15 protein-coding genes and 1 tRNA gene are annotated in these 14,645 nt (G+C 63.6%); 8 read left to right on the top strand and 8 right to left on the bottom strand.

The features are described 5' to 3' along the window. Positions 1-76: 76 nt before the first annotated feature. Positions 77-161: transfer RNA gene (locus EP376_RS15605), tRNA-Leu, on the bottom strand. Between the two features lie 134 nt (positions 162-295). Between EP376_RS15605 and EP376_RS15600 the strand changes: the two genes are divergently transcribed. Beyond that, the gene (locus EP376_RS15600) at positions 296-757 is read left to right on the top strand and encodes a Hint domain-containing protein (RefSeq protein WP_127656549.1); all 462 of its coding nucleotides are present in this window, start codon (positions 296-298) and stop codon (positions 755-757) included. 23 nt (positions 758-780) lie between these two features. Here EP376_RS15600 and EP376_RS15595 read toward each other — a convergent pair whose 3' ends face one another. Further along, positions 781-2,340, bottom strand: coding sequence for an NAD(P)H-hydrate dehydratase (locus EP376_RS15595; protein ID WP_127656548.1), 1,560 nt, complete (start codon positions 2,338-2,340; stop codon positions 781-783). A gap of 168 nt (positions 2,341-2,508) precedes the next feature. Here EP376_RS15595 and EP376_RS15590 point away from each other — a divergent pair, with 168 nt between their 5' ends. The 3 genes from EP376_RS15590 (at position 2,509) to EP376_RS15580 (ending at position 5,398) form a co-directional block, all read left to right on the top strand. Beyond that, positions 2,509-2,847 carry a P-II family nitrogen regulator gene (locus tag EP376_RS15590; RefSeq protein ID WP_127656547.1) on the top strand — a complete coding sequence of 113 codons (339 nt, stop codon included), beginning with the start codon at positions 2,509-2,511 and terminating at the stop codon, positions 2,845-2,847. A 47-nt stretch (positions 2,848-2,894) separates the two neighbouring features. Further along, positions 2,895-4,301 carry a type I glutamate--ammonia ligase gene (gene glnA / locus EP376_RS15585; protein WP_127656546.1) on the top strand — a complete coding sequence of 469 codons (1,407 nt, stop codon included), beginning with the start codon at positions 2,895-2,897 and terminating at the stop codon, positions 4,299-4,301. Positions 4,302-4,672: 371 nt separating this feature from the next. Further along, on the top strand, positions 4,673-5,398 hold the full coding sequence (locus tag EP376_RS15580; RefSeq protein ID WP_127656545.1) for a hypothetical protein: 726 nt from the start codon (positions 4,673-4,675) through the stop codon (positions 5,396-5,398). Here the strand turns inward: EP376_RS15580 and EP376_RS15575 are convergent. Further along, complete coding sequence (locus EP376_RS15575) at positions 5,395-6,117, bottom strand: heme-dependent oxidative N-demethylase family protein (protein ID WP_127656544.1); 723 nt, start codon at positions 6,115-6,117, stop codon at positions 5,395-5,397. The genes EP376_RS15580 and EP376_RS15575 overlap by 4 nt on opposite strands. Before the next feature lie 156 nt (positions 6,118-6,273). Beyond that, on the bottom strand, positions 6,274-7,158 hold the full coding sequence (locus EP376_RS15570; protein ID WP_127656543.1) for an endonuclease/exonuclease/phosphatase family protein: 885 nt from the start codon (positions 7,156-7,158) through the stop codon (positions 6,274-6,276). 92 nt (positions 7,159-7,250) lie between these two features. On the opposite strand from EP376_RS15570, the gene EP376_RS15565 reads away from it, so the two are divergent. Further along, the gene (locus EP376_RS15565; RefSeq protein ID WP_127656542.1) at positions 7,251-8,465 is read left to right on the top strand and encodes a bifunctional alpha/beta hydrolase/OsmC family protein; all 1,215 of its coding nucleotides are present in this window, start codon (positions 7,251-7,253) and stop codon (positions 8,463-8,465) included. A gap of 164 nt (positions 8,466-8,629) precedes the next feature. Here the strand turns inward: EP376_RS15565 and EP376_RS15560 are convergent, their stop codons facing one another. Both EP376_RS15560 and EP376_RS15555 read right to left on the bottom strand, forming a co-directional pair. Then, positions 8,630-9,229, bottom strand: coding sequence for a biotin transporter BioY (locus tag EP376_RS15560; protein WP_127656541.1), 600 nt, complete (start codon positions 9,227-9,229; stop codon positions 8,630-8,632). Between the two features lie 33 nt (positions 9,230-9,262). Beyond that, entirely contained in the window at positions 9,263-9,694 is a 432-nt protein-coding gene (locus EP376_RS15555) for a DUF6314 family protein (RefSeq protein WP_127656540.1), read from the bottom strand. A gap of 84 nt (positions 9,695-9,778) precedes the next feature. Here EP376_RS15555 and purB point away from each other — a divergent pair, with 84 nt between their 5' ends. After that, entirely contained in the window at positions 9,779-11,086 is a 1,308-nt protein-coding gene (gene purB, locus EP376_RS15550; RefSeq protein WP_127656539.1) for an adenylosuccinate lyase, read from the top strand. A 142-nt stretch (positions 11,087-11,228) separates the two neighbouring features. On the opposite strand, the gene EP376_RS15545 is transcribed toward purB, so the two are convergent. Both EP376_RS15545 and EP376_RS15540 read right to left on the bottom strand, forming a co-directional pair. After that, positions 11,229-11,882, bottom strand: coding sequence for an acyl-homoserine-lactone synthase (locus tag EP376_RS15545; protein ID WP_127656538.1), 654 nt, complete (start codon positions 11,880-11,882; stop codon positions 11,229-11,231). Between the two features lie 151 nt (positions 11,883-12,033). After that, a complete protein-coding gene (locus EP376_RS15540; RefSeq protein ID WP_127656651.1) occupies positions 12,034-12,636 on the bottom strand; it encodes a helix-turn-helix transcriptional regulator in 603 nt (200 codons plus the stop codon). Between the two features lie 178 nt (positions 12,637-12,814). On the opposite strand from EP376_RS15540, the gene EP376_RS15535 reads away from it, so the two are divergent. Further along, positions 12,815-13,312, top strand: a complete 498-nt coding sequence (locus EP376_RS15535; protein ID WP_127656537.1) for an autoinducer binding domain-containing protein — start codon at positions 12,815-12,817, stop codon at positions 13,310-13,312. A gap of 77 nt (positions 13,313-13,389) precedes the next feature. Beyond that, the gene (locus tag EP376_RS15530; RefSeq protein WP_238928593.1) at positions 13,390-14,490 is read left to right on the top strand and encodes a FliG C-terminal domain-containing protein; all 1,101 of its coding nucleotides are present in this window, start codon (positions 13,390-13,392) and stop codon (positions 14,488-14,490) included. The last annotated feature ends 155 nt before the right edge of the window (positions 14,491-14,645 follow it).

Raw genomic sequence — 14,645 nt, 5'->3', positions numbered from 1 at the left:
GCCCTGCTCACGAGCGGTCCAATCGGCCGAAGTGGCGCACCGATCACTGTGTATGAACTGGACGGAATACACATCATGGTGCGGGTGGAGGGACTTGAACCCCCACGCCTTGCGGCGCCAGAACCTAAATCTGGTGCGTCTACCAATTTCGCCACACCCGCATTCGGCGCGCTTCTAGCAGAGCGGAATTCCCTGTGCGAGAGGCAAAAGGCATAGAATGTGCAAGACAGTAACGCTTTTTTGCCATATTCTGCGGCAAAACACTGAGGCAGTCACAGCAAGAGCGGAAACCGCCATGCACCTGGAACACGGCACCCTGAGCACGGATTCCGTCCGCGCCGATCTCGACACCTCCGGCCTGGCTCCGGGCACCATCGTGCTGACACTCGAGGGCGAATTGCCCGTCGAACATCTCGCTCCCGGTGATCGCGTCATTACCCGCGACAGCGGCATGGCCCCTCTCAGGGACATACTTGTGACCGAGGCATTTGTCGCACCGGTCCGCGTCAAGGCCGGATCGCTTGGCCATACCCGCCCCGATCGCGACATGCTGATCGGTCCGGACACCAAAGTGCATATCCGTGACTGGCGGGCCGAGGCGCTGTTCGGCAGCAAGACCGCCGACGTGCCGGCACGCAAACTGATCGACCGGGAATTCGTGACCGAAGCGGAACCCCGCCGGATGCGGCTCTACACGCTTGTCTTCGATCACGCCCATATCGTCTATGCCGACGGGCTCGAGGTCGCGACGGCCTGATCGGTCAGGTCTCGCAGCAGCAGCTAGAGGCCGAGCGCGCGCAACACGGCGGGCAGCTCTTCCGGCACATCCTCGGCAATCAACCCCGGACCAAAGCGGATTGCGCATTGCGTGTGCAACCACGCGCCCGCCTCCGCGGCGCGCATCGTGTCAAAGCCACGCGCCAGCAAACCCGTGATCAGGCCCGCAAGCACATCGCCCGACCCCGCCGTCGCAAGCCATGGTGCAGCCCTGTCATAGACAGAGGCATTGATCGCACAGCGGCCGTCGGGGGCGGCAATGATCGTGTCCGGGCCTTTCAGCAGAACGACGCAGTCTGCTCGCCGGGCCGCCTCTCGCGCCGCGTCCACCTTTGAAAATGCCGGGCCACCGCCAACAGATGCATCGCGGAGCCTTTGCGCGATATCGGGAAACAGTCGGGCGAATTCACCCTCGTGCGGGGTCAGAACGCAGCCCGCATGCAAAGCGGCGAATAGCGCGCCCGACCCGGAGAGGAGCGAGAGCGCATCTGCATCAAGAACCGTCGGCCGACCGCTTTTCAAAGCCGCCTCGACCAGCGACGCCTGATGATCTTTCAGCCCCAGCCCGGGCCCGATGCACAGCGCGTTCAACCGCGCATCTTCGAGCAGGTCAGAGAGGCCCGCGGCATCGTCGACACGGGCCAGCATGATCGCCGTCACCTGAGAAGCCACCTCGAGTTGCGCTGCACCCGGCACGCCCAGTGTCACGAGCCCCGCCCCGATCCTCAGCGCGCCGCGCGCGGCAAGCCGCGCGGCACCTGTCCGACCTGCCCCGCCCGAAAGGATCACTGCGTGACCATGGGTGTATTTGTGCCCCCCGCTTCGGCCAAGGCCCTCAGGCGGGCGGGTCAGCCGGACGATCCCGGCGGCAGGCGGCTCAGGCAGGGCCTGACGGCGCAGCCCGATATCAGCGATGCGCAACGCGCCGCAAAGCGCTGGCCCATCGGCAAGGTAATGGCCCAGCTTGGCTGAATGGAATGTTACCGTCAGATCGAACGACATGGGGCATCCCAGCGCGCGCCCGGTATCGGAAGACAGCCCCGAGGGGATATCGACCGCGACGCAGGGCACCTGACGATCCCGGCCCGCCATCCCCTGCGAGATTCGTGACAGGGTGCGTGTGACGACCTCGGGCAAGGCCCGGGTCAGCCCCGTGCCGAAAATCGCATCGACGATCAGATCGGGTGCCTCTGCGCCAGAATCGTCCGGCACGGCGCCGGGGTCTTCCAGAGGCCTGACCTGACCCAGCTTGATCCAACGGTCGTGGTTCGTGCGGGCATCGGGCGGCAGGCGTGCGGCATCCCCGAAGAGGAGCAGGTCGATCTGCCATCCGGCCTCTTTCAGAAGGCGGGCTATGACGAATCCGTCGCCGCCGTTGTTGCCCGGCCCGCAAAGCACCAAGGCGCGATGCGAGGTGTGCGCCAGTTCGGGCCATCGTTCGAAGATCGCCGCGACAACGCCCTGCCCCGCGCGCTCCATCAACTCCAGCCCCGAGACCACGCCGGACCCGATCTCGGCCTCCTCGGCGGCCCGCATCTGGGCCGTCGTCAGCAATTCGGTCACGTTCCCCTCCGGTGTTTCCATTTCGCTTGCATTTTGGGCAGGTTGCCTGTTTTTTGATCTAAGCATCCAGAAACGAAGCGTGCAGACAGCGCCTCCTCCCGGTTCGAATTGTCGCTCCCGGGAGGAAATGGTCTCACGCCGCTCAAGGCATAGGCAAGGGAGTCGGCCATGAAAAAGATCGAAGCGATCATCAAGCCCTTCAAACTCGACGAAGTGAAAGAAGCGCTTCAGGAGATCGGCGTGCAGGGTCTGAGCGTCATTGAGGTCAAGGGTTTCGGCCGGCAGAAAGGCCATACTGAATTGTATCGCGGCGCGGAATACGTCGTGGACTTCCTGCCCAAGGTCAAAATCGAGGTCGTTCTGGCCGACGATCAGGCCGAGGCCGCCATCAGCGCCATCATCGACGCCGCCAAGACCGACAAGATCGGCGACGGCAAGATCTTCGTCTCGCCCGTCGAGGAAGCGATCCGCATCCGCACCGGCGAGACCGGCGAAGACGCGCTCTGATCACTCACGTCACTTTCGAATAACCCGAGCTCAAGAGGGAGCAACACATGAGCAAAGACAAGGTTCTCAAGACAATCAAGGATGAAGACGTCGAATATGTCGACATCCGCTTTACCGATCCGCGCGGCAAGCTGCAGCACGTGACGGTCATGGCCGACCAGGTGGATGAAGATTTCCTCGAAGAAGGGTTCATGTTCGATGGCTCCTCGATCGCGGGTTGGAAATCGATCGACCAGTCGGACATGAAGCTCATGCCCGATACCGAAAGCGGCTATATCGACCCCTTCTACGCCGAAAAGACCCTCTGCCTGCATTGCACCGTGGTCGAGCCCGACACCGGCGAAAGCTATGACCGTGACCCGCGCGGCACCGCCGAGCGCGCCGAGGCCTATCTGAAATCCTCCGGCATCGGTGACACGGCCTTCTTCGGCCCCGAGGCAGAATTCTTCCTGTTCGACGACGTCCGCTTCTCTGTCGCGATGAACAAGGTCTCCTATCAGGTCGATGCGCTCGATGCCGCCTGGAACACGGATACCGAGTACGAGATGGGCAACACCGGCCACCGCCCCGGCGTGAAGGGCGGCTATTTCCCGGTCAACCCGATCGACGACGGTCAGGACATCCGCTCCGAGATGCTCTCCACGATGAAGCGCCTCGGCATGAAGGTCGACAAGCACCACCACGAAGTGGCCTCGTGCCAGCACGAGCTTGGCCTGATTTTCGACAGCCTGACCAAGCAGGCCGACGAGCTTCAGAAGTACAAGTACGTCATCCACAACGTGGCTCAGGCCTATGGCAAGTCGGCCACCTTCATGCCCAAGCCCATCGCGGGCGACAACGGCACCGGCATGCACGTCAACATGTCGATCTGGAAGGACGGCAAGCCGCTGTTCGCGGGCGACAAATATGCCGATCTCAGCCAGGAAGCGCTGTATTTCATCGGCGGCATCCTCAAGCATGCCAAGACGCTGAACGCCTTCACCAACCCCTCCACCAACTCCTACAAGCGCCTGATCCCGGGTTTCGAAGCCCCTGTTCTGCGCGCCTATTCGGCCCGCAACCGGTCGGGCTGTGTCCGGATCCCGTGGTCGGAAAGCCCCAAGGCAAAGCGCGTCGAAGCCCGTTTCCCCGACCCCTCGGCGAACCCCTACCTGTGCTTCGCAGCGCTTCTGATGGCTGGCCTCGACGGCATCAAGAACAAGATCGACCCGGGCCCGTCCTCGGACAAGGACCTCTACGATCTGCCGCCCGAAGAACTGGCGGAAATCCCGACGGTCTGCGCCTCGCTGCGTGAAGCGCTCGAATCGTTGGCTGCCGATCACGACTTCCTGCTTCAGGGCGACGTGTTCACAAAGAGCCAGATCGAAGGCTACATGGATCTCAAGTGGGAAGAGGTCTACGCCTACGAGCACACCCCGCACCCGATCGAATTCAAGCTGTATTACAGCTGCTGATCTCGCGGACAGAACAACAAGATCGGGGCGCGCCATCACGGCGCGCCCTTTTTGTTTTCCGAGCTCTGCCTGATCGGGCCAGCACGTTGCGACAGGCTGCACCTCTCTCGGATATCGCATCAACGCCCCTGAGCCATCGGCCCCCGATCTTCACGACAAAGGCGCAGGTAATCATGACCCCGGCGTTCATCACCGGGATCGTGGGAGCTTTTGGCGCCCGTCAGCCTCCAAGGGATGGAAGCAGAGGAATTGTCCTCAAATGCTGACAATTCCCTACAAAAAGAATTCACTGTTTCGCCCACTTCGCCTCATACGGCGACCATAATCCATGTGCAGTTTACGGTTCGAAGCCGAAGACAGGATTGTTTCTGATGGATTGTCTCGAACGCGACGCACCGATCAATGTCATGGTGCAATTGCTGTTTGTCGCCCGGAATTCGCCCGACCTGCGAAGGCTGGGCCGATGCGTCCGATTTCACCATTGCGGCGCCGGACTGGAAGTCCTGCCCAATGGCGGCGCATTCACCCTGCCCGGGATCGGCACGCTCCGGGTGTCTTATGATGTGATCGCCGATACCGCCCGGCTCGAGGTTCTGACGCTGTCATTGTCCGATTGTCCGGACAGCACCATTGGCCGGGACGAAGCCGACAGGCTCGATGCGCAAAGCCGCATTCTGCAGCCGCTGATCGCTGAACTCGAGGCCGACGAGACCCATTGGCATCTCTTGCCCGGACCCGTCGACCGCGCCGGCGAGCGACGGCTGGCCCGTCGTGCAATCGACCTCTTGCGCCGGCCGGTCTGGTCTGCGCGCCCCCGTGACCGGTTCGCCGCGCAGGACGTAGCCGAAGGCGACTTTTTCGTCAAGCTGGCTGGCAAGACCAGCCCCAGCGGACATCGCCCCCACCGGGTTGCGTCCGAGGCCATCGTGGCGCCGCCTGCCAATGATCTGCCTGCCCTGCCCCGTCTGCGCCGGGACCGCCTTGCGACCGTTCTGGATGCGCTGGCCGACCGCGCGGGCCCCGTTCAGCGTCACAGGTTGACACTTCAGATCGGCACCGGTTGCGCCGTCGTCATGAGCCAGAGCGCAGGCGCCTAGTCCTGCGGCGCGACCGGCGCCACGATTGTCAGGATCGTGAAAACGACCGCGCCAGTCCGGGGCAGCTTTCTGAAGCTTTGCCGTTCGCTGCGCAGAAACATCGGCTCTGCAGACTTGTTCCGGCGCGCGGCCTCTGATCTCGGCTGATGAAGCGCCGGGTCAGCATAGGGCAGCAGATTGGCGCGCGTCAGGATGCGCCCCGGCGCCAGACCGTCCATCATCCGCTGCACACGCGCGGCAATCCCCGCATCATAGGCCGCGACCGGCGTATGGATCGCCGACATCGGCCTGCCGATCTTTTCCGACAGCATCCAGCTGGCCGGAAAGGCAAGAAGTGCCGCTGTCAGGACATGCTCGTCGCCGCGCTTCTCAAGCAGGCAGACATCCTCCTGTATCAGGCGACCCGCAAGTTCCAGCCCGCTCAGAGCCCCGATCGGAACGGTTCTCCCGTCGGGCCGGGTAACGCGGTCATCCGACACCGTGAAATCCGCCCGCCTCGAGAGCGCCTCGATCAGGACGTCAGCAAATTCCGCTTCGGCAGCCTCGCTTCCCGGACGGCGCATCAGAACCGTCTCGTGCCGGGTGCGGATCAGGCGGGCCTTCTCCTCCATCTGGGCTTCGTATTGCGCAGTGACCCGTAGCCAGTCCGACAGCGGTTGAGGCGCCATCGCCGGGATCGGCCGCTGAGCCAGCGCAATCTGATCGCTGTCGATTTCCATCGCTCTCTCTCCCCGAACCAATCCCACGACGGGTTTGTTTCCAGCAGGGCGCCCCATGTTCCTCCGGTTTCGGCCCGACCGCGACTGGGCAACGCCGCCATGAACGGGCATTTCGACAATGGGCGCAAGTCCAGATATCTTCGGCGCGCCCGCGCCTCATGGCCCGATCCCGGCCAGAAGGCCCGCGTGATCCGATCCCAGCCTGTCGCGCAACGCCACCGATGCCGCCCAACCGTCCGGCACCAGAACATGGTCGATCCGCAGCGGCGGCAGGCCAAGCCCGGGGATATGATGGGTCGCGCTCAGCGGGCCCGCTGGCACCGCCCCGACCGACCGTCCGATCCGCCGGACCGATCGGCCCCATGGGACCATGTTGAAATCGCCCGCCACGATCACCGGGCCGTCAAGCGAGGCAAAGGCTTCGGCGATCCGGCGCGCCTGATCTGCCTGCCCGCGCGGCCATGGCCAGCTCAGATGCACCGACGCGATCCAGACCGGCCCCATCGGGGCCTCGACCTGCAACAGCGCGACCGCAAGGCCACGATCCTCGAGGCAGCGCCCGCCCCCTGCGGCAAGGGGCAGTCTGCTGAAGACGTGGATGCCGCCAAAGCAGCGCTGCCAGCCGCGATACCTCTCCCGCAGGGAGGAGACCAGCGGGTCATGCCGGCGATCGACCTCCTGCAGGGTGACGATATCGGCGCCCGACGCATAGATGTCGGCGGCGATCGCGTCCCCCTGTCCGTTCCCGATCCAGATGTTCTTCTGGTAAAGCGTGATCGCGCTTCCGGGCGTTCGGGGCTGCATGGCCCACAGGATCGGCCCGCCCGCCACCGCGGCCACCACGCCAAGGATCAGGGCCTGACGCCGCGCTGCCGCCATCAGCGACAGGCCGGCAAGCGCAAGAACGGCAAGGCTGGCCTCCCACCGGAACACCGCCAGCGAATCCCCCGCCGGATGGAGCGCGCCGCCATAGCCCGCGACGACAAGGGCCGACAAGACGATCGCCAGCCAGCGCAGCGCCCCGGACAGCGCCGCCCTCATCCCCTCACCATGCCGCGACAATGCCGTAACACGGGTTGATCGGGGCGCGCCCGCCCTCCACTCTTTGACAAATCCCGCAAAGAAAGCCTCCCATGCCGACAGACCGTTTCACCTTCCCCGGACATTCCGGCGCGGCCCTCGCCGCCCGGCTCGACATGCCGGATGGTCCACATCTTGCCACGGCACTCTTTGCCCATTGCTTTACCTGCGGCAAGGATATTGCCGCGGCCCGGCGCATTTCGGCGCGACTGGCCTCCATGGGGATCGCGGTGCTGCGCTTCGATTTCACCGGGCTTGGCCATTCGGGCGGCGAATTCGCCAATACCAGCTTCACAACCAACGTGGACGATCTGGTCGCCGCCGCCAAGGCGCTGGAGGGGCGCGGCATGGCACCCAGCCTGCTGGTGGGTCATTCGCTGGGCGGGGCGGCGGTCCTGCGCGCGGCCTCCGACATCGCCTCCGTCCGCGCCGTGGCCACGATCGGCGCGCCGTCCGATCCCGGGCATGTGACGCAGAATTTCGGCGCGTCGCTCGACGAGATCCACGAATACGGGCAGGCCGAAGTGACGCTGGCCGGACGCGCTTTCACCATCGGGCGCACCTTCATCGAAGATGTGGCCGCGGCCAATCTCAACCCCGCGATCGAACGGCTGAGCGCCGCGCTTCTCGTGCTGCACAGCCCGCGAGATGCCATCGTCGGAATCGACAATGCGCAAGATATCTTCCTGGCCGCGCGCCACCCCAAGAGCTTCGTCACCCTCGACGATGCCGACCACCTCCTGTCGTGCCCCGATGATGCCGATTATGCCGCGGACGTGATCGCGGCCTGGGCCGGGCGCTACCTCGATCTGCGCGCGCCCGCCCCGCCGCCCGGCGTGCCCGAAGGCATCGTCCGCGTCTCCGAAGCCGATCCCGACGGCTTTTTGCAGGATATCCAGGCCGGCCCCCGCCACCACGTTCAGGCCGACGAGCCTCAGGCCTATGGCGGCTCCGATCTCGGCATGTCGCCCTATGGGTTCCTGTCCTCTGGGCTTGGCGCCTGCACCGCGATGACGATCCGGATGTACGCGCGCCGCCGCAAGATCGCGCTCGATCATGTCAGCGTGGATGTCAGCCATAACAAGGTCCACGCCCAGGACGCCGAGGCCGGCGGCACCAAGCTGGACGTCTTCACCCGAAAGATCCGCCTGACCGGGAAACTCAGCACCGCCGAGCGCGAAAAACTGCTTGAAATCGCGGACAAATGCCCCGTCCACCGCACGCTCGAGGCCGAGGCCCGGATCGAGACCAGCCTCACGCAGGACTGATCCTTTCGCAGAGGCCCAAATACTCCCGCCGGAGGCTTCGGGCCAGCGGCCAGTTTCCACACCACCCGCATATCTGGCTCACCTCACAAGGCGTCCCCGGAAAAAGAACGAGGCGCGGACCGGTCACGGTCCGCGCCTCTCATTTCAATAACAGCCGCTCTGGATCAGCCGCGAGCCTTGCCCATCAGCGTCCACAGGCCCGGGATCAGAAGTGCGGCCAGCATCAGCTTGATCGCGTCACCCAGAAGGAAATTCGTCATGCCCCACTGAAGAACCCATTCGGCGCCGCGCTCGGCCAGAAACAGGTAGGCCATCCACGGAAGGCCGAAGGCATAGATGATCGCGTTGCCGATCAGCAGTGCACCGATCATGCCCGTCACGCTTTGCGACCAGCCCCGGCGGGCAAGCGCGCCCACGGCCCATGCCGCGACCGCGAAGCCCAGCAGATAGCCGCCGGTCGGCCCCATCATATAGGCCAGACCTGCGCCCTCACCGGTGAACACCGCCGCCCCCATCGCGCCGAGCGCAAGATAGGCGAGCAGCGTCACGAGGCCCAGCCGCGCGCCGAAGGCCGCGCCCACGGTCAGAACGGCAAAGGTCTGCATGGTGACAGGAACCGGCCACATCGGCACCCGGATTTGCGCCGCGATCGCGATGGCCAGAACGCCAAGGGCCACCAGCGCCGCCTGCTTGATAAGGTGCCGCGCGCCGTCGCGGGCTCCGAAAGTGTCGATCAGCACAGGCTGCCCGTTCAAAATGCTCATGGCGAACTCCCAGTCATGTCGCGTTTGTTCCACCTAGCCTCGTGACGCGCCTGACTGCAAGTCCTGTTGGCGATAACGGCTGCGCATTACGTAGGACTTGCGCGGCCCGGACACCGTCCAGATCGCCCAACATTGCGGCCAAGCGGTGAAATCGTAGGTCACGTCATAGAGGTCGGGATCGCAGTGATGGCGGTCGGCGCCGCCGGCAAGGGGGATGCGGTGAAAGGCACGGCCATCCTCGAAGAACACCTCGATCCCGGTCGCGTCCGGCGCCCAGACATAGCGGCGCTCGGCCTCGAATAGCGGACCGGTGCCAAAGCCCAGACGCCCGGTCTCGTGATAGAGCCATCGGCCCGGCGCCGTCTCGGAGATCACGGCCTCACCGTCAAAGCGGGCGTCCGGACCAAGGCGATCCTCGATCTCGCGCGTAATGCGCCACCGGCCCAGAAAGGCCTCCGCTTTCATCTCGCCCCCCTTCTTGTGACCCCGTGCGGGGGGGAGTATGACGCGCCCAGACCGGCAATGACATCCTCGAAAGGGCCTTCCCGCATGATCCCTCGCTATTCCCGCCCCGAAATGACCGCCATCTGGGAGCCCGCGACCAAGTTCCGCATCTGGTTCGAGATCGAGGCCCACGCCTGTGACGCGATGGCCGATCTGGGCGTTATCCCGCGCGAGAATGCCGAGGCCGTCTGGAAAGCCAGGGACGTTGAATTCGACGTGGCCCGCATCGACGAGATCGAGGCCGTGACGAAACATGACGTGATCGCGTTCCTGACCCATCTGGCCGAGATCGTGGGCAGCGACGAGGCGCGGTTCGTCCATCAGGGGATGACCTCATCGGACGTGCTGGACACCACCTTGAACATCCAGCTGACCCGCGCGGCCGATCTGCTGCTGGCGGGCATCGACCGGGTTCTGGCCGCACTCAAGACCCGCGCGATGGAGCACAAGGACACTGTGCGCATCGGGCGCAGCCACGGCATCCATGCCGAACCCACCACCATGGGCCTGACTTTCGCACGCTTCTATGCCGAGATGGATCGCAACCGGAACCGCCTTGAAAAGGCCCGGTGGGAGATCGCGACCGGCGCGATCTCCGGCGCCGTGGGCACTTTCGCCAATATCGACCCCTCGGTCGAGGAACATGTCTGTGACAAGCTGGGACTGCGCCCCGAGCCGATCAGCACGCAGATCATCCCGCGAGACCGGCACGCGATGTTCTTTGCCACGCTGGGCGTCATCGCCTCCTCGATCGAGAACATCGCCACCGAGATCCGCCACATGCAGCGCACCGAGGTTCTGGAAGCCGAGGAATTCTTTTCCGCGGGCCAGAAAGGCTCGTCGGCGATGCCGCACAAGCGCAACCCGGTCCTGACCGAGAACCTCACGGGACTTGCCCGACTGGTGCGCTCCGCCGTGGTGCCCGCGCTCGAGAACGTGGCACTCTGGCACGAGCGTGACATCTCGCATTCCTCGGTCGAACGCGCGATTGGGCCGGACGCGACCGTGACGCTTGATTTCGCGCTGCACCGGCTTGCCGGTGTGGTGGAAAAACTGGTGGTCTATCCCGAGACGATGCTGGCCAACATGAACAAGTTCCGCGGGCTGGTCATGTCGCAGCGGGTTCTGCTTGCGCTGACGCAGGCCGGTGTCAGCCGCGAAGATGCCTACCGGCTGGTTCAGCGCAACGCGATGAAGGTCTGGGAAGAGGGCAAGGATTTCAAAACCGAGCTTCTGGCCGACGCCGAGGTCACGGCGGCCCTGTCGGAAGCTGAGATCGAAGAGAAATTCGACCTCGGGTATCATCTGAAGCATGTCGACACCATCTTTGGCCGAGTGTTCGGCACAGAGTAGGTGGTATCCGGCCCCGGTCGCCGGATGTTGCAGGTTTCAGGTCGGAAGAAGACGGCCAGCGGCAGCGAACGCCGGACTTCTCCCCTGGGCCGACCGGCGTGACATCACGCGCGATATCGGACCATCGCCGATCCCGATGCTGTCATGCCGCGACCGCGGGCGCATGAAGCGGCTTGGGCCCTGTCACATGGGTCACGCTTGGCACCCGGCTGCGGCCGGTTGCCGCCGGCATCGACAACACCGCGTATTTGCGGCCGTCATCGTTGAGATAGGGCTCCCCGATCCGCTCCGCGCCGAAGCCCAGCTGTCGCAAGGCCCGCATGAGCGCCAGCGGAGACAGAGAGATCAGCCGTTCCGCCCCGTTCGCGCCCGCGACCTCGACCAGTCCGTTGACGATCAGCGACAGGCAGGTCGAACGTTCGGCATGGGTCGTCAACTCGTCCGACATCACGAGCCGGGTGCATTCCCAGATTGAATCGCTCGCGACCTCGCGGCCCATGATGTCTTCGGGGATATCGGCGAGCTTCCCGTTCACGGCATCGCGCAGCATATAGGTGTGTTCACCCCAGATCGCTGTCGTCGCCATGGCCCGGGCGCCGCCAATAACCATGCCGTCCCGCAGGACAAGCGAGTAAAACGCCTTTGGGTTGTCGTATTGATCCATTTCGACTTTGTCGTCATGCGGAATATCCCAATTCAGCTGATCGACGAAGAATCGCTTCCTAAGGCCAAGAAAATCATAAAAAGCAGCCCCGTGAAGGTGAAGTGAAGACAGGTTGAAAGTGATGTTTTCCATGTTTGCTCTCCTTTATGGAGAGTCTATTGTGCGATTTATTCTTTTGGTTGTTAACCAGTCAATACAGCCTCAGGTGGAGAGAGACCACGACAATTCTGTGGATAAGACTGTGGATAAAGAGAGCGCGAACACGCGCGTCGTGCGGTCCGTCTCAGATCAGTCCGAAGTCGCTCGCCCGGGTCACGGCCTGCGCGCCGGTCGTTGCGCGAAGCTTCAGCTTGGCGTTCTTGAGCCGCTGCTTGATCGCCCCCTCGGACACGCCCAGTTCGAATGCCATCTGCTTGAGCCGCATCCCGTCCTTGACCAGCCGCAGCGCCTCGAGTTCGGCTTCCGTCAGGTTGGTCGGCGGGGCGCGATCCTCATGCAGGATCGTGACCAGCTGCGTCAGGCGCTCGATCTCGGCATCGGTATATTCGCGATCGGCCCGGGCAAATGTCCCGAAGGAGCGCTGCCCGTCGGAATTCTCGTCGAAACAGCTGATCGCTGCCCCGTATTTCAGACCGTAATCCCGGCCCAGCCCGATCACATGTTTCGGGTCTTCGATGTCGATCCCGGACCATCGAATGGCGCCGACATTGGCATAGATCCAGCGGATCACGGGATCATGCATCATGAACCGCTGCCGGGTGTAGAAATCCACCCAGTCGGGCGGCAGGGCATTTCGTTCTTCAAGGGGAAACGCAAACCCGACGCGCAGGGCTATGTAATATCCCGCCGGAGCCAACTCATCCAAATCTGCTTGATATTCAATCACGTCGCTCAACGCAGAGGACCTCTACTTCCGTTCGACGCCAAGCCCCGATCCCTTTCGACTAAGAGCCACCGGCAATCACCCCATAAATATATGCACTTGATCACCCACAGGCCGGACTACACAGTAGGATAGCAGCCTTACCAAGATCAACCTGAAAGCGAACGCCGGGAGAGACGTGATGCTTGATGAGCAAGAAATGGGCAGGAAACTTGCCGAGCTTAAGGTCCTTGCTCCGGCTGGCTACGCGATCGCGCTACACATCAAGTTTACGACGCCAACCTACCTGTTTCAGACCTATCCAAAGGCGTGGATCGATATCTATTCGAGCAAAGGTTTTCTTATGCGTGACCCGACTGTCATCTGGGGGTTTGACAACCTCGGCGTGATTGATTGGTCGGAACTCAGCGACAATGATTCGGACGGCATCATGTCCATGGCGCGGGAGTTCGGCATCAATGAAGGCTTCACCTGTGCGATTGAAGACGGCGAAACGCGTTCAATCGCCAGTTTCTCCCGCAGCGAGGGCACCTTTTCCGACGATGAGAAAACCGCGATAACAGGGTTGGTCGAATTGCTGCACAAGGCCACGACCGGACTTGCGCCCCTGTCGCCCGCAACGCGCGAGACGCTGCGCGGGATGACAATCGGGTTCTCCCACCCCAGCCCGGAGAATTGACACAAGCCGTGTTAACTCACGGTTCATGAAACTGCGTCTATTGAACCTGATAGTCCCAGGTTCAATCGCGAGTATCGATGATGCAGGTCACGACGACGCAGAACGCTTCGCCTCCCTCCGACCCGTCCCGACCTTCCCCCGCCGCCCCCGATCCCAATCTTGCACCACGCCTGTCGCGCCGCCGCAAGGCAGCCGTCATCGTCCAAATGCTGCTGGCGGACGGACAGAAACTGTCCCTGTCATCGCTGCCCGAGGATGTTCAGCTGAACCTGACCCGGGAACTGGCCGATCTTCGCATCGTCGATCGCGAAACCATGCAGAAGGTCGCCCGAGAATTCGCCCGCGATCTGGAACGGGTGGGCATCGCGGTGCCGGGCGGGGTCGAGGCCGCGCTGAAACGGCTGGCCGATCAGATCAGCCCGACGACCGCCGCGCGTATCCGTTCCGAACTGGCCGAGTCCGACCAGGATCCCTGGTCCCAGATCGTGGCGCTGAGCGCGCAGGACCTTGTCCCCGTCATGGAGGAAGAAAGCACCGAGGTCGCCGCCGTCGTGATGTCGAAACTGCCCGTCGGCAAGGCCGCAGCCCTCCTCGGCCTTCTGCCCGGCGAAATGGCCCGGCGGATCACCTATGCGATGTCACAGACAAGCGACGTCCGGCAGGACGCGGTCCAGAGGATCGGCGCCGCCATCGCGCGCAGCCATTGTGCCAAGCCTGCCCCCGTCTTCGAAAGCCCCCCGCCCAAACGTGTGGGCGCGATCCTGAATTCCAGCGTGGCCGCGACACGCGATCACGTCCTCGAAGGGCTGTCCTCGGACGATCCGGGCTTTGCCGACGAGGTTCGGAAATCGATCTTCACCTTCGCGGATATTCCCGAAAGGATCAGCACGCCCGACGTGCCCAAGATCACGCGCGACATCGAGGATGCGGTCCTTGTCACTGCGCTGACCGCGGCATTGGCGGCGGGCGGTGATCTGGCGCAGGCCGCGGAATTCATCCTGTCCAATATCTCTCAGCGGATGGCTGACGCGCTGCGAGAAGAGATCGCCGACAAGGGCCGCATCCGCCGGGCCGCCGGCGAAGAGGCCATGGGCGACGTCGTCCGCGCGATCCGGGCGGCGGCCGATTCAGGCGAATTGACGTTGATCGAGGTGGAACAGGAGGACGAAGACGATTGATCCCTGACCGTCGCGCGCGCCTGCGGCATGGCCTAGCCAATCGCCCTTTGTCGGGCTATGCAGACCGGGCCTGACAGAAGGGCGGCGGTCCGGACCGGTGGCTTGCCAAAGCCGATGCCCCGACAGGCCTGCGCCGTTCCTTGCCGGCACCTGTG

This window comes from Alexandriicola marinus, from assembly GCF_004000435.1.
In the GTDB taxonomy this organism is placed as follows: domain Bacteria; phylum Pseudomonadota; class Alphaproteobacteria; order Rhodobacterales; family Rhodobacteraceae; genus Alexandriicola; species Alexandriicola marinus.
This window is presented reverse-complemented; position numbering and strand designations above follow the sequence as displayed.